Consider the following 23,361-nt stretch of genomic DNA (forward strand, 5'->3'; position numbering starts at 1 on the left):
TCTCCTACCCCGCCCTGCCTTAGCCGCGCAGGCCGGTCAGCGCGATGCCTTCCACGAACGTGCGCTGGGTGAGGCCAAACACCACGATGAGGGGCAGCGAGATGAGCGCCGCAGTGGCCATGACCAGCGCCCACTCGGAGTAATGCTGGCCGAAGAACATCTGGAGCCCCAGCTGCAGGGTGTACTGGCGCTCGTTCTGGAGGTAGATGAGGGGGCCCAGGAAGTCCGTCCACGATGCAACGAACTGGAACAGGGCCACGGTCGCAAGCGCCGGACGGGTCAGAGGCACCACGATACTGCTGAAGATCCGGAGGTGATTGGCCCCGTCCACCACAGCCGCTTCCGAGAGCTCGTTGGGAATGGTCATGTAAAACTGCCGGAGCAAGAAGACGTAAAAGGCCCCGGCAAAGAAGTGCGGCACGACCAGGGGCCGGAAGGTACCCACCCAGCCCAACGTCTTGAAGAGGACGAACAGGGGTACCATGGTGACCTGGTACGGCAGCATCATGGTGGCCAGCACGAGGACGAACACGGCGTCACGCCCCGGCCACTGGATCTTCGAGAAACCGTAGGCCACCACGCTGCTGGAAAGGGTCACCGCCACTACGTTCATCACGGTGATGTACAGCGTGTTGCCCAGGTAGAGCATGAAGGGGAAGGCCTGGACCGCGTCCACGTAGTTGGCCCAGCGCGGGGCCCGGGGCAGGAGCGTCGGAGGCCACAGGAATATCTCCTTGTTGGTCTTCAGCGAGGTGGAGACAAGCCAGAAGAACGGGAACAAGAAGACAATGCCGAGCCCGCCGAGCAGCACGTAGTGACCCCACAGTTGCAGTCGCCTGCGGTAATGCCATCCGGCCAGGCTCCCTACCGGCCGGGTCATCGCCCGCACCGTCATATGGGCCGCGCCCCCCCGTAGTGCACCCACCGGGACGAAGTCCGCAGGAGCACCAGCGTCGCCACCAGCAGGATGAGGAACAGGATCCAGGCCATCGCCGAGGCGAGCCCCATCTTGAAGAAACGGAAGGCGTTGAGATAGAGGTAGAGCGCGTAGAACATCGTCGAGTTACGGGGTCCGCCCACCGCCAGCTGGCCACCGTAGCCCGTAGCGGAGAAAACGTACGCCTGGGTGAAGTACTGGAAGTACCCGATGATGTTGACCACGACGGTGAAGAAGAGTACCGGCGAGATCATCGGAAGGGTGATGGCCGTGGTCTTGCGCCACGAGGTCGCACCGTCCAGCTCGGCCGCCTCGTACAGCTCCCTGGGTACCTCCTTGAGTGCCGCCAGGTAGATGACGACGGTGCCCCCGACTCCCCACATGCCCATGATGATGAGGGCAGGCTTGGACCACGCCGGATCCACGAGCCATCCGGGTTCGGGAAGTCCCAGGAAGTTGAGGGCCGTGTTGAGGATACCGTAATTAGGATTGAAGATCCACCGCCATAGCAACGTCGAGGCCACGATGGGGACGACCGTCGGCAGGTAGTAGAGCGCCCGGAAAAAGGCGATGCCCTTGAGGGGACGCGCCAGCAGGAATGCCAGGACGAGCGCCCACAGCAAGTGGACCGGCAGCCCGACCAGCACCATGTACACCGTGTTTTTCATGGACTCGTAAAACGTGGGGTCGGCGAACAGGGTACTGAAGTTGGCCGCCCCCACCCATCGCGGCGGGTTCATGAGGTTGTAGTCCGTGAAGCTGTAATAGAGGGACGAAACCACCGGCACGAGGGTAAATGCGAGGAACCCGACCAGCCAGGGCGAGATGAAACCAAGGCCCCACCAAAGCTCTCCACGTCTCCGACGTTCCAAGCGACGCAACGCCATCGCCCCCATGGAAGACTGCGGGGGCGGCTCCCGCGAGGGAGCCGCCCGGCCCTGACTCCCTACTTTTGCTGTGCCGCGAACTCCTTGAGGGCTTGTTCTGCGTCCCTTTCACCGGCGAGGATGCTGTCGATGACCGGGGTGAGCTTCTGTATGTACTCGTCGTTGCCCGGAAAGATCGGCGAGGTGAGGAACCGGCCCTCGCGGAGCAAGGGCAGGGCGTCCTTCAGGACCGGCATCTTCTCCAGGAACTCCGGAGTCTCGTTGAGCGCCATCCGGGCCGAACCGCTGGAGATGCCCAGCGCCAGAAGCCGGTTGCCGTCGCCTGCCGACAGCCACTTGATGAACTCCCAGGCCTCCTGAGGATGCTTGGAGCCCTTCGGAATGCCCCAGACCGACCCGCCCCAGTTGCCGAATCCGGGAGAGCCGTCGACCCTGGGATACGGGAAACGCCCGTAATGGAAATCGGGAGCGTACCACTTGGTGAAGTTGACGATCCACTCGCCCCAGTTGTCCTGGATGGAGATCTTCCCGGAGAAGAAGGGGTTTTCGGGGCTGGCGTAGCTACCCAGGGATTCCTGGAAGGCCCGAAGCGCCGGATACCCGTACTTGGCATAGAAGCTGCGCATCCAGCGAGCAGCCTGGATGACCTCCGGGGCATCGGGCGTAGGCACGCGACGCTTCGCGTCGTAGACACTCCCGTTGAACATGTAGGTACTCAGCACGATGTCCGAGGGGAGGTACCCGATCCGCTGGATGCGGCCGCGGGTCACCTGGTACAGCTTATGAGCCCACTCCTCGAGCTCAGCCGTGGTCTTGGGCGCCCGGTCGGGGAGACCCGCATCCTTGAAGTGGTCCTTGTTGTACGCAATCATGGAATAGTTGGCCAGCACGGGCATCGCATACAGCTCGCCCTGGTAGTGCACCGCTTCCCACACCGGTGCCACGTACTCCTCGCCCTTGATCCCGTCCTTTTTCGCGTACGAGGAGAGCGGGACCAGCGCACCCCGGCTGGCAAGATCTGCTACCTGCGTCCACCAGATGGCCGACACGACGTCCGGCGGCGTCCCCGCGGCGATGGAGGTGAGCAACTTGTCGTAGGCGCCGAAAATCGTGACCGGCTCGACCACGATGTTGGGGTGCGTCTTGTTGAACTGTGCCACGACGTCCTCGACGACCTTCTTCTCGTCGCCGCCCCACCCATGCCAGTAGACGAGCTTGGTCGGTGCAGCCATCACCGAAGAGGCAACCCCCAGCAGGACCAGCGCCGCCACCACACCCCATGCTACCGCTTGCCCAACACTGGCTCGCCTCGCTCTCATCTGTGCGAACCTCCTTTCAGCAGTACGCAACCGGTACCCATGCCGGCAACGGAACGGCCTTTTCGCCGCCCGGTAACCGTATTCTCGGATCAGTGGAGAACTCCTTCCCATCCGTGCAAAAACCGGAGATGTTCTTCACCGCCCCATCCGCACCGCCATGACTGGCTGGGGTGTTGCCGCAGTCGGCCGTGACCGGTATGATGCCCGCGTGCATGGCGCTTCCCCGATCGGGCGTCCCACGCCGAGAAGTGGTCGACTGCGAAGGGGCGGCCTCTGTGGAAGGTCATGGTCGTACCACCGCCTGCGGTAGGCCGGTCGCATCCTCCTCGGACCCCTCCCCGGTGCCCGCGCACGCGGCTTGCTTCCGCCGCGTTCCCCTCTTCGCGGAGCTGACCGAGCCGGAGCTCGAGGAGCTGGCCGCCGGTTCCCACCCCCGGCACTTTCGTTCGGGCGAGGTGGTCTTCCGGGCGGGCGAGGCGCCCGGGTACCTGTACGTGGTTTCGTCCGGTCTGGTAAAGGTGGTCCGGACGAGCGCGGACGGTCGCGAGCAGGTGGTGCGCCTGCTGGGGCCGGGGGATTTCTACGGCGAGCTGGCACTGTTCCACCCCCAGCCCCTTCCGGCGACGGCGGTGGCGCTCGCCGAAGCCGAGATCTGTTTGCTGAGCCGCCCTCACGTGGAGGCGCTCCTCCGGTGCAACCCCGCGGCCAGCCTCAAGATGCTCCGGGCGCTGTCGGCACGGGTCGGGGAGCTCGAGGCCCTGGTGGAGCAGCTCGCCGTACACCCGGTCGAGGAGCGGGTGGCGGCCCTGCTGGTCAAGCTGGCCACCGCCGGCGGCCCCATCGCGGACGGCGTGGTGGTGAAGCTGCCCCTCAAGCAGGAGGAACTGGCCCGCGTCGTGGGAACCACGCAGGAGACCCTCAGCCGCCGGCTCCACGTGTTGGAGGACGAAGGCATCATCCGCCTCGAGGGTCGCCGCCTGGTGCGGCTACTGGACGCCGCCCGGCTCATCGAGCGCGCCGGCCGGATCTGAACAGCTTCTCGATGTTTATGACCCGCATCATCAACTTCGGGCTCCCGGGCATGCCATCATCGGCCTGCAAGGGGACATACCTCGAAGGGGGAGACCATGATGGTGCGGGAGACGTTCCAGCTGGACAACATCCACTGCCCGAGCTGCGTCGCCAAGATTGAGAAGGCCGTCGCAGCCATGCGCGGCGTGAGCTCCGCCAGGATGGCCTTTGCGACCGGCCGGCTCGCGGTCGATTATGACCCCACGGTCATCGAGCCGGGGGCCATCGCCGCCACCGTGAGCCGCCTGGGCTACCCGGCCCGATCCATCCGCCGCCAGGAGTTGGGGAGCTGATGGCCATGCTGCGGGCCTTTCGCACCGAGGCCCCCCTCCGCCGGGTGACGGCCGCGGCAACCCTCATGGCCGCGGCCTGGCTCTACCAGGCGCTCGGGTACCAGGGCAGCCACCTCGTCTACCCGGGCCTCATGGCAGCTGCCGCCCTCGTCTCGGGCCAGGTGCTGGCCCGCCGGGCTGTCGAGGGCCTGCGGATGCGGGTCGCGACCATCGAACTCCTGGTGAGCGTGGCGGCCGCGGGAGCACTCGCCATCGGAGAGTACTGGGAAGCCGCGGCCGTCACGGTCCTCTTCGACCTCGGAGGGTACCTCGAGTGGAAGACGCTCGAGCGGGCGCGCGCCGCCATCCGGGAGCTGGCGGAGTGGGTGCCGCGCACGGCCAGGGTGCGCCGCCCCGACGGCAGCGAAGCCACCGTCCGGGTCGAGGAGGTCCGGCCCGGCGACGTCATGGTGGTGCGGTCGGGTGAAAAGCTGGCAGCGGACGGGGTCGTGGTGCGCGGCGAGGCGGAGGTCGACGAGTCCGCGCTCACCGGTGAACCCATGCCCGTGTCCAAGGCCATCGGCGACCGGGTGATGGCAGGCAGCGTAACCGTAGTGGGTTTCATCGAGGTCCGCGCCACCCGGGTGGGGGAGGAGACCACCTTCGGGCGCATCCTGCAGCTGGTAGGCGAGGCCCAGGAGGCCAGGCCCAAGGTGCAGACGGCGGTGGAACGGTTCGCCCGCTACTACACGCCGGGCATCCTGGGGCTCTCGGCCGCCACCCTCCTCATCACCCGAGACACCCGCCTCGCGCTCACCCTGCTCGTAGTAGGGTGCCCCGGCGCGCTCGTCCTGGCAGCGCCGGTTTCGATCGTGGCCGGCCTCGGGCACGCCGCCCGCAACGGCATCCTCATCAAGGGAGGCCGGCGTCTCGATACCCTGGCGGCGGTGGATGCACTGGCGTTCGACAAGACTGGTACCCTCACGGCGGGGCGCCCCGAAGTGGTGGCGGTTCACACGCTGGCAGGGCCCACCGGCACCGAATCGGATGAGACCGCAGAAGCGTCCCTGCTGCGCCTGGCGGGGGCGGTCGAAAAGGGCTCTGAGCATCCGCTCGCAGCTGCCCTACTGGAGCGGGCCGCCAGGGCTCGCGGCGTGGGCAGCATCCCCGATCCGCAACGGCTCCGGGTGTACCCGGGCCGCGGGGTGGCCGCCCACGTGGGTGGACAAAGGGTGCTCGTCGGCAATCAGCGGCTGATGGAGGCGGAAGGGGTGCACCCCGCACCCCGGGCCGCGGAGCTCGCCGCCCTGGAAGAATCCCAGGGGCGTACCGCCGTCCTGGTGGCGGTCGACGGCCGCGTGGCCGGTGTGCTGGCCCTCGCCGACCGTGTTCGGGAAAGTGCGGCCCGCATGATGGAGGAGTTGCGGCAGGCCGGGGTGCGCCGCACCGTGATCCTGACGGGCGACGGCGAGCTCACGGCCGGGATGGTCGCGCGCTCCGTCGGCATCGACGAGGTGCGAGCGCGGCTGCTTCCGGAGGAGAAGGTGCGGGAGGTCGCCCGGCTCAAGGCACAAGGCTACACGGTCGCCATGGTCGGGGAAGGGATCAACGACGCGCCGGCCCTGGCCGCGGCCGACGTGAGCATCGCCATCGGAGCGGGCGGCACGGACGCCGCCATGGAGGCGGCCGACGTGGCTCTCATCGCGGACGACCTGGAGAAAATCCCTTACGCCATCGGGCTGGCAAAGGCCATCGTCGCCAACATCCGCCAGAACCTGGCCTTCGCCGTGGTCGTGGTGCTGTCGTTGGTGGCAGGGGTCCTCGGCGGCGTGGTGGACCTCGCCTCCGGGATGCTGGTCCACGAGCTGAGCGTGCTCCTGGTCATCCTCAACGGCATGCGCCTGCTGCGCTGGCGCCCGACATCGCAGCCGGTATCCCGCCGGCCCTTCCATCCGCGCTCGGGCCGTACGCTCTCCCCGGCTCCCGGCGGGAGCGTACCTTCATGACCACGGGGACGCGGGCGCTGCGAAAACAGGGCCGGCCGGGAGCTCGTTCCCGGCCGGCCAGTCGTTTCAAGGCCTATCTTGCTGCGTTGCTCAGCCCTCCGGATGGCTCCAGTGCATCTTGAAGCTTTCGATCGCGTCCCCGTCGATCACGTACTCCGCATCGGGCCCCCGAAACGTGATGACCCGCCGTGCCGTGTCGAAGGTCGTGTCTCCCAGGTGGAACTCGAACACCTGGCCGCTGGTCGTCCGGACGATGACCTCGCCCCACCGTTTCAACTGTTCTTGGATGATTTCCATCTTCATGGCATTCGCCTCCAGGCACAGTTTACCCGATTCCCGCTCCCGCTTCCCAGATCACGCCACAAGAGCGACGGCCCAGTACGACACGACGCCCACCAGCACCGTCAGCCCGAGGTGGCGCCAGCGCAGCGCCGTCCACGTGGTGGGCACCAGAGCGACCAGCGCAATGCCCGTCTCCCGGGGCAATCCTGGCCCCGGCCTTGCCGGCAGCAGCGCACTCACCAGCAGAGCGCCGATGACCGCCGGCGCCACCAGGGAGAGTGCACGCATCACGCTGCCGGCGCGCCCCGGCGACTGCGACGCTCCCGCCGGGGTACGGCCGAGGGCAGCGAGCAGAGGGATCAGCCGCATGAGATAAGTGCCGATGCCGGCGGCAAGGAAGAGGGCCAGCATCTCCGGCCTCACGCCGGCCAGTGCGCTCATCGCGGTTTGACCGCCTCCATCGACGGCCCGGGCTCTGGCCGTTGCCGCTCGAGCCGCGCCACCGCAAGCCCGGCAAGCGGGCCCACCACTCCGGCGGTCAGCACGCCCCACCGGCCCCGACCGAGAAGCCATGCCGCCAGGGCGACCGCACCGCCCACGAACGCGCTGGCGGGCATCCCCAGCTCCTTGCGGGGAGCGACCAGGGAAACCAGCAACGCGACGAAAAGGGCCGGTAGAGCGAAGTTCATGGCCGGTGCGACGGAAGGGAGGAGCGTGGCTGCCGCCTGCCCTCCGGCCGCGCCCATCCACGTGCCGAGTACCCAGGAGCCATAGGCAGCCACCTCGAGACCGAAAAGCCAGGCCCCCGATGCAGGCGTTCGCGGCAGGATCCCGGACGCCACCGCGAACACCTCGTCGGTGAGCCCGAAGGCGGCGAGCGCCGCCGCCGGGCGGCTGAGCCGGGAAAGCCACGGAGCGAGCGCCGGCCCGTACAGCACGTGGCGCAAATTGAGGACGAGCGCCGTGACCGCGGCCGCCACTCCCGGCACTCCCGCCCCGATCATGCCCGCCAGGGCGAACTGGCTGGCGCCAGCGTAGACGAGCAGCGACATCGCGACGCTCTCCTGCACGCTCAAGCCCGCCTGGCGCGCCGCGGCGCCAAACGCTACGGCAGCGGGAACGTACCCCACGACGATGGGAAGAGCAGCCCTCGCACCCTCTAGCCCGCGGCGCCAGGGCTCGGTACCGGTGGACATGGGGCGTTGGTTCGCCGGGCCGCGGGTACCTCCTGCGCCCCGGGCCGGCCGCTCGCCGCAACGCGCCCTCACCCCGTCACCACCCGCCGTTCGAGTGTCACCCGCTCGAGCACGGTGCGGTTCAGCGTCACGCCCAGCCCAGGGCCGCCCGGCACACGCTGCAGCCCGTCCGCCGCTTCCAGCGGTTGCTCGATGATGTCGGCCTCCCAGTAGCGGCTGGAGCTGGCCACGTCGCCGGGCATCGTGAAGTTGGCCAGGGTCGCGACGTGGAGGTTGTGCGCCCGCCCGATGCCCGCCTCCAGCATCCCGCCACACCAGACCGGCGCCCCGAACGCCGCCGCCACGTCGTGCACCCGGCGCGCCTCGAGGTGGCCACCCACACGCCCCACCTTGATGTTGATGACCCTGCAGGCGCCACCCGCCAGCGCCTTCCGTGCGTCGGCAGCACTGGTGATGGACTCGTCGAGGCAGATGGGGGTGCCGAGCCGCGCCTGCAGCAGCGCGTGGTCGTGCAGGTCGTCGTAGGCGAGGGGCTGTTCGATGTAGTCGAGGGCGAAGCGGTCGAGCGCCGTCAACACCGGAAAGTCGGCCAGGGTGTAGGCGGAGTTGGCGTCGACGGTGAGGGCTACTTCGGGAAACCGCTCCCGTACGGCGGCCACGACCCGGACGTCCCATCCCGGCTTGATCTTGAGCTTGATGCGGCGGTACCCCTCGGCCACGTACCGGGCAACGGCGTCGAGGGTGGCCTCGACGGATGGCTGGATCCCGAGGCTCACCCCGACGGGCACCACCTGGCGAACCCCACCCAGGAGCTGCCAGAGGGGCAGGCCCAGTGACTTCGCCCACAGATCCCAGAACGCCGTCTCCACGGCCGCCTTCGCCATGCGGTTGCCGCGGACGGAGGCCAGCGAGGCGGCCAGCGTCTCCGGGTTGGGGATGTCGGGGCCTGCGGCGAGGCCCCCCATCGACCCCGAGGGAGCCCCCGGCCGGAGCAGCCGCGGAAGGATGACCTCCTCCAGCACCGAGCGGGCGGTGCCGACCGTCTCCTCCCGGTAGAGGGGAGACTCTTCCGCCACACACTCGCCGTATCCTTCCAGGCCGCCTGCGAACAGCGTGACCAGCAGGATCGTGCGCTCGCGGGTCACCCCAAACGACGTCTCGAAGGCGAACTTGAGCGGCATGCGGATCAGGCGCAGCTCGGCCCGTTCGATGCGCATCGTCACGACCTCCGGCGCCGGAGCCAGCAGTCGGGGCCCCGGCCGATGCTGGGAAGGAAGCTTCCCGTGACCGGGCGGATCTCCTGCGCCCGGCGTCGAATGGAGGTCTCGGGCCACGAGGGCAAGAGAGAGGAAGTGGGCTCGTGACCGTGGAGCCGTCCCGGGCACCTGCGCCTCTGCCCGTGCAGGCATCGTCCCCCGCGGCGCTGGCAGCCTACCTGTCTTCGCACCTGGACGACATGGTCGAGGAGATGCGGCGCCTCGTGGAAATCGAGACTCCCTCGGGGGACGAGCAGGGTATCGCCACGGCCGCAGCCCTGCTGGCCGGGCGCTGGCGCCCCCTCGGCTGCCGCGTCGACGAGTACCCCGCGCCGGGTGTGGGCGTGCATCTGGCCGTGCACATCCCCGGCCGTGGGGAAGACGGCGCCCAGGGGGACGGCCGCTATGTGCTGGTGCTCGGCCACGTCGATACGGTCCATCCCCGCGGCACGCTGGCGGCGACCCCGTTTCGGGTGCAAGGCGATCGTGCCTGGGGCCCGGGCACCTACGACATGAAGGGAGCCCTGGTCATGATGGCCTGGGCAGTCCAGGCGCTCCGGGCCGTGGGCTCGGGGCCCCGGCGCCCGGTTACGCTGCTGCTCACGGCCGACGAGGAGGTGGGCAGCCACACGAGCCGCCCGCTCATCGACCGCTTCGCCGCCGGAGCGACCTGCGCCCTGGTACTCGAGCCCGCCGCTCCCGGTGGTGCCGTCAAGACCGCCCGCAAGGGCGTCGCCCAGTACCGTTTGTCGGTCACGGGCCGCAGCGCCCACGCCGGCAACGACTTCTCCCGGGGCATCAACGCCAACGTGGCCCTGGCCCGCCTGGTGCTGGCCGCCGCCTCCCTTTCCGATCCAGAGCGCGGCACGACCGTCAACGTCGGCGTCATCGGCGGCGGTACCCGCCCCAACGTCGTACCGGAACGAGCGTGGGCCGACATCGACGTGCGCTTCACGACCCGCGCCGAGGCCGAGCGCATCGACCGGGCGCTGCGGGCACTCACGGCTGACGGCGGGACAGTATTCGAGGTATCGGGCGGCGTCAACCGGTGGCCACTCGAGCGAACGGCGTCGGCCGGCCTCTACGAGCATGCCCGGGCCCTGGCCGCTTCGCTCGGCCTGGAACTTCCCGAGGCCCAGGTGGGCGGCGCCAGCGACGGCAACCTCACCGCGGAGCTGGGCCTCCCGACCCTAGACGGCCTCGGCCCGGAGGGGGACGGTGCCCACTCTTCCCAGGAGCACGTCTACCTGCCGTCCCTTCCCGTGCGCACGGCGCTGTTGGCGCTCATCCTGGAAACCCTGTAGAAGCCGTGGGGCGCCGCTACCCGAGCCCCGCACCCCAGAAGCCCGGCCCACTTCGCCGTGTATAATGGGGATAGCCTCGGACGTATCGGCAGGTGATGGTGGACTTGGATCCCGACACAGGATGGCGTATCGCCGTACTGGTGGGACTCCTGTTGCTCTCCGCCTTCTTCTCCGGATCCGAGACCGCCCTCATGGCCCTCAACCGCATCCGGCTCCGGCGCCTGGCCGACTCGGGTGACGCCGGCGCACGGCGCATCGCCCGGCTGCTGGAATCCCCTTCCCGGCTGCTGTCCACGGTCTTGATCGGCAACAACCTCGTCAACGTCGCCATCTCCGCCATCGTGACCGCCCTCGTGCTGCGCTGGGTGGCGGACGACGAGGCCGCCCTGCTCGTCGCGACCCTGGCCGCCACCACGATCATCCTGCTCGTGGGAGAGATCACACCCAAGGCCATCGCAGCTCACGCCCCGGAGCCTTTCGCTCGCCGGGTTCATCGCGCCGTCGAAGGCCTCGTCTGGCTGCTCACCCCTATCAACCGGCTGTTCGGCGCGCTCTCGGACCTGCTCGTGAGCGCGCTCGGGCACAAGCGCCGCCACGAAGGCGGGCCCCTGGCCGTCAGCGAAGAAGACGTGCGCACCATGCTCATGCTCGGCCGCCAGCAGGGCGTGTTCGCTCCGGAAGAGGAAGCCATGGTGGAGCGCATCTTCGCCTTCACCGATCTGCGGGTGCGCGACGTCATGGTGCCGCGGCTCGACGTGGCGGGCATCCCTCGCGACATCGCGTGGGCCGATCTGCTGGCCCTGGTGCGCCGGGAACACTACACCCGCTACCCCGTCTACGAGGAGGACCTGGATCACGTCATCGGCATCCTGCACGTCAAGGAGCTCATGATGGAGACTCCCCGTGGCGAGCAGGGAGGCTTCGACGTCGCCCGGTTCATCCGCCCTGCCTACTTCGTGCCCGACTCGAAACGGGTCGTGGAGCTCCTGCGGGAGATGCGCCAGAAGCGGGCCCACATGGCGGTCGTGGTCGACGAGTACGGTGCTACGGCCGGGATCGTCACCATCGAAGACCTGGTGGAGCAGGTGGTCGGGGAGATCGCCGACGAGTTCGATCAGCGAGAGCCCGAGGTGCGCCAGCTGGATGCGCGCACGTACAGCGTGGCCGGTACCGTTCGCCTGGAGGAGATCAACGACCGCCTGGGGCTGGCGCTTTCGTGCGAAGAGGCGGACACCATCGCGGGCCTCGTGCTGAGCCTTCTCGGTCGCATTCCGGAGCAGGGGGACCGGGCGGAGCGGGACGGCGTCGAGCTGGTCGTGGAGCGCATGGACGGCCAGCGCATCGAGCGCTTGACGCTCAAGCTACCTCGCTCGCTTTCGCGAGGCGAGGAGGAAGCGGGAGACAAGGCAGTGGCGCCCGGCGGCCGCGCCGATGACCGCCGGGCGCCGCAAGGGCTGCCCCAGCCCACGAGCGATGGGACCGGCGGGTGACGGCACCGGAGAACGCGATGCTGCCCCCGTCAGCGCGCCGTATAGCCCCCGTCCACCGGCAGGATGGCGCCCGTGACGAACGAGGCGTCGTCGGAGGCCAGGAACGCCACGGCCGCCGCCACTTCCTCGGGATTGCCGATGCGCCCGAGCGGGTGAGCCTCGGCCATGGCCTGTTGCGCGGCGTCTTGCCCGCCCGTGGCCTGGCGGACCATGGGCGTGAGGATGGCGCCCGGCGCGACGGCGTTGACGCGGATCCGCTGGCTGGCGTAGTCGATCGCCATGGCCTTGGTGAGCTGCACCACGGCCCCCTTGCTCGCGCAGTAGATGGGCAGGCCGGCCCAGCCCACGAGCCCGGCCACGGAAGCGACGTTGACGATGCTGCCGCCCCCCTGCCGCAGCATGACCGGGAGCACGTACTTGCTGAACAGGAAGACGCCCCGGGCGTTGATCCCGAGCACCCTCTCCCACGTGGCCTCGTCGGCTTCATGGAGCGGCCCCATCGCCAGCACGCCGGCGTTGTTGACCAGCACGTCGATCCGGCCCCACCGGTCGAGCGCCTTCCCCACCGCCCGCTGCACGTCCTCCGACTTCGAGACGTCGGCGTGGACGAACAGCGGCGGCTCCGGCCCCGTGCCGCTGCCCTTCGCAGCCAACTCGGAGGCGGTCGCCTGCCCGGCTCGCTCGTCGTAGTCGACCATGGCCACCGATGCCCCCTCCATGAGGAGCCGGGCCGCGATGGCCTTGCCGATCCCCATGGCCGCTCCGGTCACGATGGCTACTTTACCCTGTAGTCGCATGCAGCGTCCCCTTCCCTGAATCGACCGGGGGGCACCGCCCCCCGCCTGGATCCCGGGCCTCTACTCTTGTCCGAAGTTCGAAAAGATCCTGCGTTCATTGCGCACCTGTCATGCATCCACCGTGAGCAATGCGCCGCTCGATGGCCGAGGAGGACGTAGCAACGCCGGGGACGAATCGTGGTACGGGAGCAAAGAGGGCGAGGTGGGGGCATTGCCCGCAGCTCTCGAGGTCACCGGCCTGCGCAAGGAGTACCCGCGCCGGGGCGCCCCGCCGGTCGTGGCGGTGCTTCTGGCGCATGAGCGTCCGGGAGAACCTCGATTACTTCGCCCTGCTTCGCGGGCTCAGCCGCCGGGCGTTACGGGCCCGCCGCGAACGGCTCATCGAGGCCTTCGGGCTGGGCCCCCACGCCGACAAGGAAGCCCACGCCCTTTCGGCCGGACTGCGCCAGAGGCTGGCGACGGCGTGCGCTCTCATCCAGCAGGCCCCGCTGATCCTGCTCGATGAACCTACGCTCGGCCTCGACGTCGAGTCGGCGGCCGCCCTCGAGAGCCTTCTCCGGGAGCTGGTAGCCCGGGACGGCGTGACCATCCTTCTGACCTCCCACGAACTCGAGATGATCCAGCGCGTAGCGGAGCGCGTGATCATCATCCAGTCGGGCGAGGTCGTGGCAGACGCGCCGGTGGACGAGCTTCTCGCGCTCTTCCGCTCCCGGCGCTACCGGTGCGTGGTGACGCCGGCAGCCGGGCGCGGGCCGGCGCCGTTGCCTTCCGACCTCGAGCCGGTGCTGGCGGCCCCGCCCCGCAAGAACGGCGAGCAGTGGACCCTGGAGCTGGACCTGGGCGCGCCCGAGCAGCTCTTCGACTGCCTGGCGGCGTTACGGCAGAGCGGGCTCGTCATCGAGTCGGTGGCCCGCGACCAGCCCGACCTGCGCCAGGCGTACCTGCGGCTCGTCCGCGGGGAACGGGCCGGCGCACCCGCCCCGCTCGAGGGCGCGTCTGGTCCGGCCCAGGCCGGCACGGGCCGAGAGGAGGCTCACAGCGATGGATGAACACACGCCGGCGGCCCTCGCCTCTCCATCCGGAGATCCGGCTGCGACTCCGAGCGGGTGGAGGCTCCTGGAGGCCGCCTTCTTGCGGGAATGGGTGTCGCTGCGCCGGTATCCGTTCAACCTGGTGTCCGGCGTTCTCACGCTCCTCATCGTGTTCTTCTTGCTTTTCTACGGCGTCAGGCTGATACCGGGCGCGTTCCAGCTGGGACAGACGTTGAGCGGTCTCGTGGTGGGCTTCGTCAGCTGGGTCGCCATGCTCGCGGCTTTTCAAGGGTTCTCGGAGGAGATCACACGCGGCGCCCTGGAAGGCACCCTCGAACAGCAGGCCCTCTCTCCCTGGGGGTTGGACCGGGTGCTACTGGCCGGCGCGGTGGCGGGCAACGTCAGCAACCTGGCCGTGACCGGCATCGTTTTGCTCGCCGTGATGGCCATCGCCCGCCAGCCCCTGTACGTGCCAGTTCTGGACGTAGCGTTGATGCTGGTGCTGTTGATGGTTCAGGGCGCGGCGTTCGGGCTGGTGATGGGCGGGCTGGCCCTGTTGTACAAGCGGGTCGAGGCGTCCTTTCAGATCTGGCAGTTCCTCTTCATCGGCTTGCTGATCATCCCGTGGGACGGCTCGCCGTGGGTGCGCCTCATCCCGTTCACCTGGACCCACTACGTCCTGCAGCACGTCATGCGGCACGGAGCGAGGGTGAGCGACATGGCGGCGGACGTGGTGGGCGCCGCTGTCGTCAGCCTGGTTTACTTCCTGATCGCCTGGGCGCTTTTCCGGCGCATGGACCGCGCCGCCCGCCGCCTGGCTCGCCTGGCCCACTATTGACATCCTCCAGCGGCAAAGACCTCTCACTTCCCGCAGGTATCCCCTGCCTCGACGCCGCCGGGGCAGGCGCCGGCAAGCCGCGCCAGGGCCTCGCCTCCCTCGGCCGTACGGTGCCACCGGGTCAGCGCGAGGTAGTCGAACGTCCCCTCCACCCCCCAGCGGGATTTCAAGTGGAGCATCCAGGGGATCAGCCCCTCGCGCGGGTGGAAGAGCAGCAGGTGCAGCGCCTTTTGGGTCTTCGATGCTGGCCGCCGCATGGGATAGTACAGATCCGGCAACTGAAACAGCGTGTGGATTTGCAGGCTTTCCGCTCCCCGCAGCGCGTACTCGACGGCCAACCGTCCGGAGCTGACGTCGCCTGTCCCGCTGAGAGGCAGGCTGGCGCTCGGGATGGCGCCCTCGTGTTGAGCCGCCCGGAGCCTCGTGAGAATCGCGAGGTTGCGATGGCTCAGGTCAGGCCCGCCGTACGCAGCCCCTCGCACCCCTTCTGTCTCCTGGCGGGGATCGAAGAGGCGGTTAGCGTAGACCACGAAGTGCGGCCCCTCGGGGTCAGGGCGGATGGCCTCCTGCAGCAAGCGCAGCTGCCACTCGTCCGCGAAAAGCGTGTTGAAGAGTTTCAACCCCAGCGTGAGCCTCTCGGCGCTCGTGGCGTCTCCTCCGGCCGCTCCCTCCGCCGTCGCTCCCCTCGCCGCGGCGGCCGCGCGCACAAGGAGCGGAGAGCGTCTCACCCATTCCAGCACGGCGTCGAAGTCGCGGGCCCCCGTGTGCCCGGCCAGCGTCGGGCTGAAGTCCTGCTCCAGCAGCATGGGGCCCTCCATCCCGCAATCGGCCCATACCCGCAGGAGCCCCTGCACCGTGAAGTCGTACTCCTCGCGGCGCCACAGCACGTCTTCGAGGGTATCCGCCGGCGCGCCCTTTTCAGGCTCGCCGCGCCCCTCCGCCGGGACGTAAAACTTGGCGGAAGCGGCTACCACCCACCCCCGCTCGCGCGCCAGGATGGCCGCCTGCCGCCAGAGCTCCAGGTAATCCTCGAACGAGTCCGACCAGCCCCTCCCCGCCCACGTCACCGTCCACCCCAGACGCGCCACCCGTCGGCCGGCAATGGGTTGCACCTTCATCCGGGAGACCGGCACCGCCCACGCCGCCATGCCCCGACGGCCGCGCGCATCCTGGGCGATCACCGTCTTCAAGACCGCGAAGCCCAGGCCCCCCTTCTGGTCGGCCTCGATCTGGTGGATGGAGAGCGACAGCTGCCCGGAGGCCTTCCCGAAGGGATTGCGGATGGGTCGCCCGCCGTACCGGCCCGTGAGATCGATGCCGAACGTCTCGCGCACGTAAGCTTCGAGCTCCTCCGGCAGGCCGCGTTCGGCGAACCGCTCGAAGTCGGACGCGACCCGGCGGGCGAGGCCGGCGGGAATGGCCGGCGGCTCGTCGCCGAGCAGGTAGGGGAAGCAGGGTGCCTCGGCGGTGAGCCATGTCTCGCCGGTCATCGTCCACCCCCGCCGTTCCCGGCGGCGGAGCCGGCCGTACCGCCGGCGACCGTGCCCCCGGCGACCGTGCCCGCAGCCCTCTCGAATTCGCGAACGGCCTGCTCCAGGCGCAGGGTGTCGTCCGGCGGCAGGGGCGGCCCCCACGGGTCGTGTACGGCCCCGGCCGGAATCACGCCGCTCATGGCCAGCACGTGCAGCAGCCTCCGGACGTAGCCGTCGACCGGCGGTGCAAACACCGCCCGGGCGAGCCGGTCCACGTGCTGCGCCAACTCCACGAACTCGGCCGCCCGCTCCCGACCGGCCATGAACGCCCGCATGAGCTCCACCTGGTGCGCCGGAAAGATGGCACCGAGCCCCACCAGTGCCGCTCGAGCCCCCAGCATGAACGAGTACCCGAGGAACCGGTCTTCCCCCGTCACCAACGTCACCTTTGGAAAGTCATCCGCGATGGCGGCCACGTCCTGAAAGGTGACCACGTCTCGCAGCGTCGCCATCTTGATGCCTGCGACGCCGGGCAGGGACAACAGCGCTCGCAGCACGTCGGGCGCGTACGGGATACCGCCGGCCTCTCGATACAGGTAGAAGAGGATGACCGGCAACCCTGCCGCGGCCATCTTCTCGTGGAACGCCACGATCTCGGCCGGCGGCGCACCCGGCCCCAAGTGCGCCGGCGGGAACGCCAGGATGGCGTCCGCGCCCCACTCTGCCGCCTCGTGCGCCATCGCCTCCCCGCCCGGGCCTCCCGCCCCTGCGACGACGAGGGCGCCTTTCCCCAGCCCCTCCCGCCAGCGCTGCAGCAACCGCCGGCGCAGAGGCTGCTCGAGGTGGAGCCCGCGTCCCGTGTGCACCCACACCGCCACGCCGCTGACCGGCTGGGCCGCCATGTAGGCAACGTAATGCTCCAGTGCCGCTTCGTGCAGCTGCCCCCGGTCGTCCAGGGGCGTGGGCACCGCCGGTATGAAGGCCCCATGCAGCTTCACGGCCGGCCCACCTCCTCCTCTTGCGGCCGTGCCCGTCAGGGCACGCCTCCTCCCCCATCCCCCGAAGCGGCCGTCTGGCGAAGCGCTTCCCGGGGCAGCACCAGGCGATACACCAGCATGGGCCGCCCTTTGGCCCGGCTGGTGCCAGCATCCCGCCTCGAACCGATGGCGACGGCCAGCCCCGAGCGCTCCAGGCGCGCGAGCGAGCGCCGGGCGCTTCGCTCCGTGACTCCGAGCACCCGGGCAGCCTCCCGGGACGTCAGCTCCCGCCGTCCGGTACGTACCGCGTAGTCACGCAACGCGCCGAGTGACTTCGCCGTAAGCGCCGGCTGCCTCATGCCGGGTGCCGCCGCCTGCGCCCCACCCTCGTCCCTAGAAGCTACTCCGGGCGCCTCCGCACCGGCGGGGCGGGCATCCCCCACCGGCGCCTGCGTCTCTCCTAGCGGCCCGAGCCATTCGCCCGACTCCAGCAGGACGATCCCGCAGTTGCCGCCCCGGGCCTTGGCATGGCGCAGGGCGGCGCGGGCGTTGAGCTCCGCCATCCGCGCCGTCTCCCCGAAGCCCCATCCCATCGAGACCGTGACCGGCACCTCCTGGCGAATGTGGGCCAGGATCGGAAGGACGGACAACCCGTGCGTCGCCGACTCGACGGCGCCACGAGTCGCCACCAGCACGAACTCGTCGTGCCCGGTGAAGACCAGCGTCGCCTGGAGCTCCTCGGCGAAGTCGAGCAGCAGCCGGTGCAGGCGCAGCTTGGTGAGCTGCACCCGGTACTCGCTCCCGGCCGTCCGAGAAAACGACTCGAACCGGTCGACGTTGACCACCCCGACCGCAATACCCTGCTCCCGGGAACGGCGGCTCACGGCCCGGGCCAGCGCCAGCTCCAACGCCTCCCGGATGGCGGAGGCCGTCGGCGTGACGCATACGCTCGGCACGCCCCCCTCCTGGAGCAGACGCCACACGGAACGCCTGCACGTAACGGCCAGGCTCGTCCTCCCGGCTTTCCACAACGCTTCGTGGAACGCGGCCACCTGCGGCGGCTCCGCCTCGACCGGATGGATCGCATCGTGCACGACGACGGCCGAGGCGTCGAGCCCGGCCTCCTCGTACGTCTCGGTCACCGTCGTGGCTGACAGCGTGTCCAGGCTCGCCTTGCGGACGTCCCCGACGCCGCCGGCCATCGCCTGGAGCAGCGCCGCCGTCAGGCTCGACCCGGTGTACTGGACGAAAACCTTGGGTACTGTGCCAAGTGGGGCCATGGCCGCATCGGAGGTCGCGGCGTGCACCACCCGGGCGTAAGGCACCGGGCCCGTGAACAGCAGGACCTCGGCACCCCGCCCCACCGCCTCCAGAGCCAGGCCGGGAGCCTGAGACTCGTCGACGTACGGGGCGGCCATGGCCTGCAGACCTTCGAAGTCGGCAGCGAACCCCATGACCCTGGCCACGATGTCCTCGGGCCCGATGACGGCGATCGGGTGGGGGAGCGGCGTCCGGTGGTCAGCTGCCGTGCACAACGGGTATCAACACCCTTTGCTGCGGTGTGAGCACGATGCGCCGGACGAGGTAGCGGCCCAGCCTCCGCGGGTCGAGCTCCACCCCGATGCCCGGGCCATCGGGGACGGCGAAGGTGCCGTCGGAAGCCATCTCGATGGGAGGGTCGATCACGTCGTCGACGGTGTAGCGGTCGCTGGGCGCCAGGTCTCCCGGTAGCGTGAACCCGGGCAGCGACGCCAGGGCCAGGTTGACGGCCTGCCCAACCCCCAGCTCTAACATGCTTCCGCACCACACCGGTATCCCCGAGGCTCGAGCCAGCGCGTGGATCTCGAGCGACGGTCCGAGGCCGCCCATGCGGGCGTACTTCACGTTGGCGATCCGGCAGCTGCCGAGTGCGACGGCCTTGCGCAGGTCGGCGGGGGTGTGCAGGCTCTCGTCCAGGCAGACGGGGGTGCGCAGGCAGGCCTGCAACCGGGCGTGGTCGACCAGGTCGTCGTAGCCGAGCGGCTGCTCGATCATCGTGAGGCCGAGCTCGTCGAGCGCCCGGAGCACGGGCAGGTCGCCCAAGGTGTACGCCGAGTTGGCGTCGACCATGAGCGGTACCCCGGCAAACGCCTGGCGGACCGCCGTCACCGGCTCGACGTCGAACCCCGGACGGATCTTCAGTTTGACGCGCTGGTAACCCCGGGCCAACGCCTCTTCTACGCGGCTCAGGAGCCCGGAGATGCTCTCCTGGAGCCCGATGCTGACGCCGGCCGCCACCCGGTCGCGCTCGCCGCCCAGCAGCCGGGCCAGCGAGACGCCCTGCCGGCGGGCGGCCAGATCCCATACGGCGGTCTCCAGGCCCGCTTTGGCGAACGGGAAGCCCCGGTAGCCGCTGAGCGCCGCACCCACGTCTACCGGGGAATCGAGCTCCCGGCCGAGGATGGCCGGGACGAACCACCGCTCGAGGGCCATCAGGCTCGGCAACGTGGCGTCGTGGGAGTAGATGGGCTCGCTGAAGGTCGGCATCTCGCCCAGCCCGTACAACCCTTCGGAAAAGACCCGCACCAGCACGACCTCCCGTTCGGTGACGGGGCCCGAGCTGATGTGGAAAGGCTCCTTGCATGGCACGCTGACGAGCATGAGCTCCACGCGCTCGACGCGCACGTCGTCATCTCCCCGCGGCTCGGCCGCCGTCCGGCGTCCGATACCCATTTGCGGACCTCGCCGGATCTTTTTCGGATCGCAGGAAGGAACTCCTCTATGTCCGCAGAAGATTTGTTCAGCCGGCGTGAAACCGAGAACGGAACGTGATGTCCGTAACGTCTCGGCTAGGTGTCCGTAACCAGACGTCGCAGGACGGAGGCCCCGGCCGCATGCTGCAGGTAGGCCTGGTGGGGACCGGCATCATCTCCCGGGAGCACGTCCGGGCCATCGCACACCATCCGCAGTGCACGCTGGTGGGGGTGGCCGACGTGGTGTCCGAGCGGGCGCGCCAGGCTGCCGAGCAATACCGGCGCCACCGGGCCTGTGCAGGCAAGCGTGACGAAGAGCCCCGGCCCTTCGCCAGCGCCGCCGAAATGCTCGGGCAACTGCCCCTTGACGTCGTGGTGGTGGCCGTTCCTCACGGGCTTCACGAGGAGGTCGCTATCGCCGCCCTGCGCGCCGGCGCCCACGTGTTCGTGGAAAAGCCCCTTGCGCCCACCCGCGCGGCCTGCGACGCCATCCTCGAAGAGGCGGCGAAGATGGGCCGCCAGGTGGCCGTCGGGCACGTCATGCGGTATTTCCCGGAAATCCGCACGGCTCGTGAGGTGGTCGCGGCAGGCACGATCGGGGCCGTCGTCTCCGTGGTCGAAGTCCGTCACGCCGAGTACTTCGTCAATACCCGCCCGCGCTGGTTCTTCGACCGGGAGCTCGCGGGTGGAGGCGTACTGATGACGCAGGGCGTTCACTCGGTGGACAAGGTGCAATTCGTGACGGGCCGCCGGGTCTTGCGAGTCAGTGGCCGCGCTTGGTACCGGGAGGACCTCGGCCTGGAGGTGGCTGGCGGGCTGTGGCTGGAGCTGGACGGAGGCGTGACCGCCACCATCGTGCAGTCGGGGTACCGGGGCGCTCCACGGCACGAGATCGAGGTCATCGGTACGCGAGGGAGGTTGCGGGCGGAGTGGGGGCATGGAGTTTCGGTTACCACCTCGGACGCCGGGTACGAGCCCGTCCCCCTGCATGACGGAGGGGGGGATCCGTACCAGGCACAGTGGGACGCCTTCGTGGCGTCGCTCCTCGAGGGCCGGGAGGTGCCGGTACCCGGCACCTATGGCCGGCAGGTCGTCTCGGTGATCGAGGCCTTCTACGCATCCAGCCGCACGGGTGGGAGCTGGGTTTCCATCGAGACGTGAGCCGCCAAGGTCGAGAGAGTCGTAACGCCGCACCAGGGTACAGGACAGGGGGAGGGAGTGCAGCATGCAAGGGTTTGCAGGGTTGCGAGGGCCCCGTTCGAAAGGGCCGGCGGTACTGCTCCTGGCGGCATGGTTGCTGGCAGCGACGGCGGCTTCCGCCGCGGCCGCCTCGACGCGGGTCACCGTCTGGTTCATGGCATCGGGAGGAGACTTCGAGCAGTATACGCAGAAGGTCGTGGAGCAGTTCGAATCCGCTCACCCGGGCGTCGACGTGCAGTACCAGATCATCCCCTGGGAAGGCGTCGACGAAAAGCTGGCGACCGCCGTCGCCTCGGGTACCAATCCCGACGTCATGCAGATGGGTAACGTCCGCATCGCCCCGCTCATCGACATGGGCGTCCTGGAGGACTTGACCCCCTATGTCATGGGCTCGGATCTGAGCAAAGACGTCACCCGGCGCCAGTGGGAGGTCAGCGGGGGCTTACGCGACGGTCACTACTACGCCATTCCGTTCATCCAGGCGACCCGCCCCTTCTTCTGGAACCGAGCGCTCTACAAAGAGGCCGGCCTCGACCCGGACCGCGGCCCGCGCACGTGGGACGACTGGCTGCAGATGGCGTCCAAGACCCACGATCCCCGCCGGGGGCGTTCCGGGGTCGCGATGGGTGCCAACGATAACATGCAGCTCTCGTTCCTGTGGTTCCCGCAGCTCCTGTGGTCGGCCGGCGGCGAGATCTTCTCCGCGGACGGGAAGCAGGCCGCATTCGCCTCCGAAGCCGGCGTGCAGGCCGCCCGGTTCATGGTCGACCTCTCGAAGTTCGCCCAGCCCGGCTTCCTCGGCATGATGACCCCCGAGGCCAACGAGCTGTTCTACCAGGGACGGGCGGCGACCACCGTGCTCCCGTCGAGCAACGTGGTGGCCATCCCCAAGACCTATCCGGACCTCGACTTCGGCATGGCGCCGCCCCCCGTCAAGAAGCAGCCGGCGGCTCTGGCGGGGATGGACTCGCTGGTGATGTTCAAGTCGGCCAAAGACAAGAAGGCCGCCTGGGACGTCGTCGCTTATCTGTCCGGGGCCGAAAGCCAGCGGATGCTCGGCGAGCTGTTCGGCTTCACGCCCGTGCGCAGCAGCCTGGTCCGGAGCCGCCCGTTCGCGGACGACCCGCGCTGGCAAGCGGCGTTCGCCGTGCTCGAGTACGTCAAGGCATTGCCGATGACGGCCGCGTGGGCCCGGATCCGGCCGCGCCTGGGCGAGGAACTGCACTACGCCCTCGCGGGTCAGAAAACGCCCGAAAAGGCACTGCAGGACGCCGCCGGCTTCGCAGCCGAGACGCTGAGGCAGTCGGGGAAGTAGCGACAAGCGGGCAAAGGCGGCCGGCGGTCCACCGGTGGGCCGCCGGCCGTGCCCGGCGCGGCCGTGTGCCTTGTCCGCGGGTGCGGGACGGGAAGGGATGCCGGTGGCAGCGGTAGGCAGTCGCCGCAGGCAGGCGTTCATCGGATGGGCGTTCATCCTTCCGGTGGCAGGGGTTTTCGCGACCTTCAGCGTGTACCCCACCCTCTACTCGCTGTACATGAGCTTCTTCAAGTGGCGGTTGCTGGGCGGGGCAGACGGGTGGGTAGGGCTGTCCAACTACATTCGGGCCCTGCAGGACGGCGTCTTCCTGGCTTCGCTCAAGAACGTGTTCTACTATGCTCTCTCGGTGCCGGGCCGCCTTGCGGTGGGGCTCGTTCTCGCGCTCCTGCTCAACCGGGCATTCCACGGTCGTAACTTCTGGAGGACCGTCTACTTCATGCCGTACGTCACGTCGTGGGTGGTCGCCGCGACCGTCTGGAAGTGGTTGTACCAGCCGGACGGGCTGATCAACGTCTTGCTCGGGTTCTTCGGCATCGGGCCGTTTCTCTGGCTGGGTGACGCCCGCCTTGCGATGCCGTCCATCATCCTGATGAGCATCTGGAAGACGGCCGGGTTCGACATGGTCGTCTACCTCGCGGCCCTGGCGTCGATACCCAGGGAGTACTACGAAGCCGCCAGCATCGACGGGGCGTCCGCGTGGAGCACGTTCCGGCACATCACCCTTCCGCTGCTGGCGCCCACTACCCTCTTCTTGCTCGTCGTAGGCGTCATCAGCGCGATGCAGCTGTTCACCCAGCCGTTCATCATGACGGGCGGCGGACCGGGACGAGCCACCATCGCGCCGGTCCAGTACATCTACGAGAACGCCTTCAAGTACTACGACATGGGGTATGCAGCCGCGCTGGGCTACGTGCTGTTCACCATCATCCTGGCGCTGACCCTGGTCCAGATGCGCGTCCTGCGCCCGTCCCGGTGACAG

The 23,361-nt window shown here is 69.1% G+C and carries 22 protein-coding genes; 10 read left to right on the forward strand and 12 right to left on the reverse strand.

The window, feature by feature from the left end; all coding sequences use genetic code 11:
- Positions 1-19: 19 nt before the first annotated feature.
- The 3 genes from U7230_RS10680 to U7230_RS10690 form a co-directional block, all read right to left on the reverse strand.
- Complete coding sequence (locus U7230_RS10680) at positions 20-895, reverse strand: carbohydrate ABC transporter permease (RefSeq protein WP_324715828.1); 876 nt, start codon at positions 893-895, stop codon at positions 20-22.
- On the reverse strand, positions 892-1,809 hold the full coding sequence (locus U7230_RS10685; RefSeq protein ID WP_324715829.1) for a carbohydrate ABC transporter permease: 918 nt from the start codon (positions 1,807-1,809) through the stop codon (positions 892-894). The genes U7230_RS10680 and U7230_RS10685 overlap by 4 nt, the downstream gene beginning before the upstream one ends.
- A gap of 74 nt (positions 1,810-1,883) precedes the next feature.
- Entirely contained in the window at positions 1,884-3,143 is a 1,260-nt protein-coding gene (locus tag U7230_RS10690; protein ID WP_324715830.1) for an ABC transporter substrate-binding protein, read from the reverse strand.
- Between the two features lie 341 nt (positions 3,144-3,484).
- Here U7230_RS10690 and U7230_RS10695 point away from each other — a divergent pair, with 341 nt between their 5' ends.
- From U7230_RS10695 to U7230_RS10705, 3 genes are all read left to right on the forward strand, one after another.
- Positions 3,485-4,174, forward strand: a complete 690-nt coding sequence (locus U7230_RS10695; RefSeq protein WP_324715831.1) for a Crp/Fnr family transcriptional regulator — start codon at positions 3,485-3,487, stop codon at positions 4,172-4,174.
- Positions 4,175-4,270: 96 nt separating this feature from the next.
- Positions 4,271-4,507 (forward strand): heavy-metal-associated domain-containing protein, encoded by a 237-nt coding sequence (locus U7230_RS10700; RefSeq protein WP_324715832.1) that lies wholly within the window; start codon positions 4,271-4,273, stop codon positions 4,505-4,507.
- Entirely contained in the window at positions 4,507-6,492 is a 1,986-nt protein-coding gene (locus U7230_RS10705) for a heavy metal translocating P-type ATPase (RefSeq protein WP_324715833.1), read from the forward strand. The genes U7230_RS10700 and U7230_RS10705 overlap by 1 nt, the downstream gene beginning before the upstream one ends.
- Positions 6,493-6,582: 90 nt before the next feature.
- Here U7230_RS10705 and U7230_RS10710 read toward each other — a convergent pair whose 3' ends face one another.
- The 4 genes from U7230_RS10710 to menC (U7230_RS10725) all read right to left on the reverse strand — a co-directional run bounded on the left by U7230_RS10710 (position 6,583) and on the right by menC (U7230_RS10725) (position 9,187).
- A complete protein-coding gene (locus U7230_RS10710; RefSeq protein WP_324715834.1) occupies positions 6,583-6,789 on the reverse strand; it encodes a hypothetical protein in 207 nt (68 codons plus the stop codon).
- 57 nt (positions 6,790-6,846) lie between these two features.
- Positions 6,847-7,215 carry an AzlD domain-containing protein gene (locus U7230_RS10715; RefSeq protein WP_324715835.1) on the reverse strand — a complete coding sequence of 123 codons (369 nt, stop codon included), beginning with the start codon at positions 7,213-7,215 and terminating at the stop codon, positions 6,847-6,849.
- Positions 7,212-7,904 (reverse strand): AzlC family ABC transporter permease, encoded by a 693-nt coding sequence (locus tag U7230_RS10720; protein WP_324715836.1) that lies wholly within the window; start codon positions 7,902-7,904, stop codon positions 7,212-7,214. The genes U7230_RS10715 and U7230_RS10720 overlap by 4 nt, the downstream gene beginning before the upstream one ends.
- A 134-nt stretch (positions 7,905-8,038) precedes the next feature.
- Positions 8,039-9,187 (reverse strand): o-succinylbenzoate synthase, encoded by a 1,149-nt coding sequence (gene menC / locus U7230_RS10725; protein WP_324715837.1) that lies wholly within the window; start codon positions 9,185-9,187, stop codon positions 8,039-8,041.
- A 143-nt stretch (positions 9,188-9,330) separates the two neighbouring features.
- Between menC (U7230_RS10725) and U7230_RS10730 the strand changes: the two genes are divergently transcribed.
- Both U7230_RS10730 and U7230_RS10735 read left to right on the forward strand, forming a co-directional pair.
- Positions 9,331-10,530 carry a M20 family metallopeptidase gene (locus U7230_RS10730; RefSeq protein ID WP_324715838.1) on the forward strand — a complete coding sequence of 400 codons (1,200 nt, stop codon included), beginning with the start codon at positions 9,331-9,333 and terminating at the stop codon, positions 10,528-10,530.
- Positions 10,531-10,625: 95 nt separating this feature from the next.
- On the forward strand, positions 10,626-12,020 hold the full coding sequence (locus tag U7230_RS10735; RefSeq protein WP_324718231.1) for a hemolysin family protein: 1,395 nt from the start codon (positions 10,626-10,628) through the stop codon (positions 12,018-12,020).
- Positions 12,021-12,049: 29 nt separating this feature from the next.
- Here U7230_RS10735 and U7230_RS10740 read toward each other — a convergent pair whose 3' ends face one another.
- Positions 12,050-12,817 carry a meso-2,3-butanediol dehydrogenase gene (locus U7230_RS10740; RefSeq protein ID WP_324715839.1) on the reverse strand — a complete coding sequence of 256 codons (768 nt, stop codon included), beginning with the start codon at positions 12,815-12,817 and terminating at the stop codon, positions 12,050-12,052.
- Between the two features lie 296 nt (positions 12,818-13,113).
- Between U7230_RS10740 and U7230_RS10745 the strand changes: the two genes are divergently transcribed.
- Positions 13,114-13,866 carry an ABC transporter ATP-binding protein gene (locus U7230_RS10745; RefSeq protein WP_324715840.1) on the forward strand — a complete coding sequence of 251 codons (753 nt, stop codon included), beginning with the start codon at positions 13,114-13,116 and terminating at the stop codon, positions 13,864-13,866.
- A complete protein-coding gene (locus tag U7230_RS10750) occupies positions 13,859-14,686 on the forward strand; it encodes an ABC transporter permease (protein ID WP_324715841.1) in 828 nt (275 codons plus the stop codon). Before U7230_RS10745 ends, U7230_RS10750 begins: the two co-directional genes overlap by 8 nt.
- A 23-nt stretch (positions 14,687-14,709) precedes the next feature.
- On the opposite strand, the gene U7230_RS10755 is transcribed toward U7230_RS10750, so the two are convergent.
- The 4 genes from U7230_RS10755 to menC (U7230_RS10770) are packed head-to-tail and all read right to left on the reverse strand — an operon-like array spanning position 14,710 to position 19,847.
- On the reverse strand, positions 14,710-16,176 hold the full coding sequence (locus U7230_RS10755; protein WP_324715842.1) for a hypothetical protein: 1,467 nt from the start codon (positions 16,174-16,176) through the stop codon (positions 14,710-14,712).
- The gene (locus tag U7230_RS10760) at positions 16,173-17,156 is read right to left on the reverse strand and encodes a dihydrodipicolinate synthase family protein (protein ID WP_324715843.1); all 984 of its coding nucleotides are present in this window, start codon (positions 17,154-17,156) and stop codon (positions 16,173-16,175) included. Before U7230_RS10760 ends, U7230_RS10755 begins: the two co-directional genes overlap by 4 nt.
- 35 nt (positions 17,157-17,191) lie before the next feature.
- Entirely contained in the window at positions 17,192-18,670 is a 1,479-nt protein-coding gene (locus U7230_RS10765; RefSeq protein WP_324715844.1) for a GTP cyclohydrolase IIa, read from the reverse strand.
- Complete coding sequence (gene menC / locus U7230_RS10770; RefSeq protein ID WP_324715845.1) at positions 18,654-19,847, reverse strand: o-succinylbenzoate synthase; 1,194 nt, start codon at positions 19,845-19,847, stop codon at positions 18,654-18,656. The genes U7230_RS10765 and menC (U7230_RS10770) overlap by 17 nt, the downstream gene beginning before the upstream one ends.
- Before the next feature lie 161 nt (positions 19,848-20,008).
- Here menC (U7230_RS10770) and U7230_RS10775 point away from each other — a divergent pair, with 161 nt between their 5' ends.
- From U7230_RS10775 to U7230_RS10785, 3 genes are all read left to right on the forward strand, one after another.
- Positions 20,009-21,028, forward strand: coding sequence for a Gfo/Idh/MocA family protein (locus tag U7230_RS10775; protein WP_324715846.1), 1,020 nt, complete (start codon positions 20,009-20,011; stop codon positions 21,026-21,028).
- Positions 21,029-21,092: 64 nt separating this feature from the next.
- On the forward strand, positions 21,093-22,382 hold the full coding sequence (locus U7230_RS10780; RefSeq protein ID WP_324715847.1) for an ABC transporter substrate-binding protein: 1,290 nt from the start codon (positions 21,093-21,095) through the stop codon (positions 22,380-22,382).
- A 103-nt stretch (positions 22,383-22,485) separates the two neighbouring features.
- On the forward strand, positions 22,486-23,358 hold the full coding sequence (locus U7230_RS10785; protein ID WP_324715848.1) for a carbohydrate ABC transporter permease: 873 nt from the start codon (positions 22,486-22,488) through the stop codon (positions 23,356-23,358).
- The last annotated feature ends 3 nt before the right edge of the window (positions 23,359-23,361 follow it).

The sequence above is a fragment of the Limnochorda sp. L945t genome, from assembly GCF_035593305.1.
In the GTDB taxonomy this organism is placed as follows: Bacteria; Bacillota; Limnochordia; order Limnochordales; family Geochordaceae; genus Carboxydichorda; species Carboxydichorda subterranea.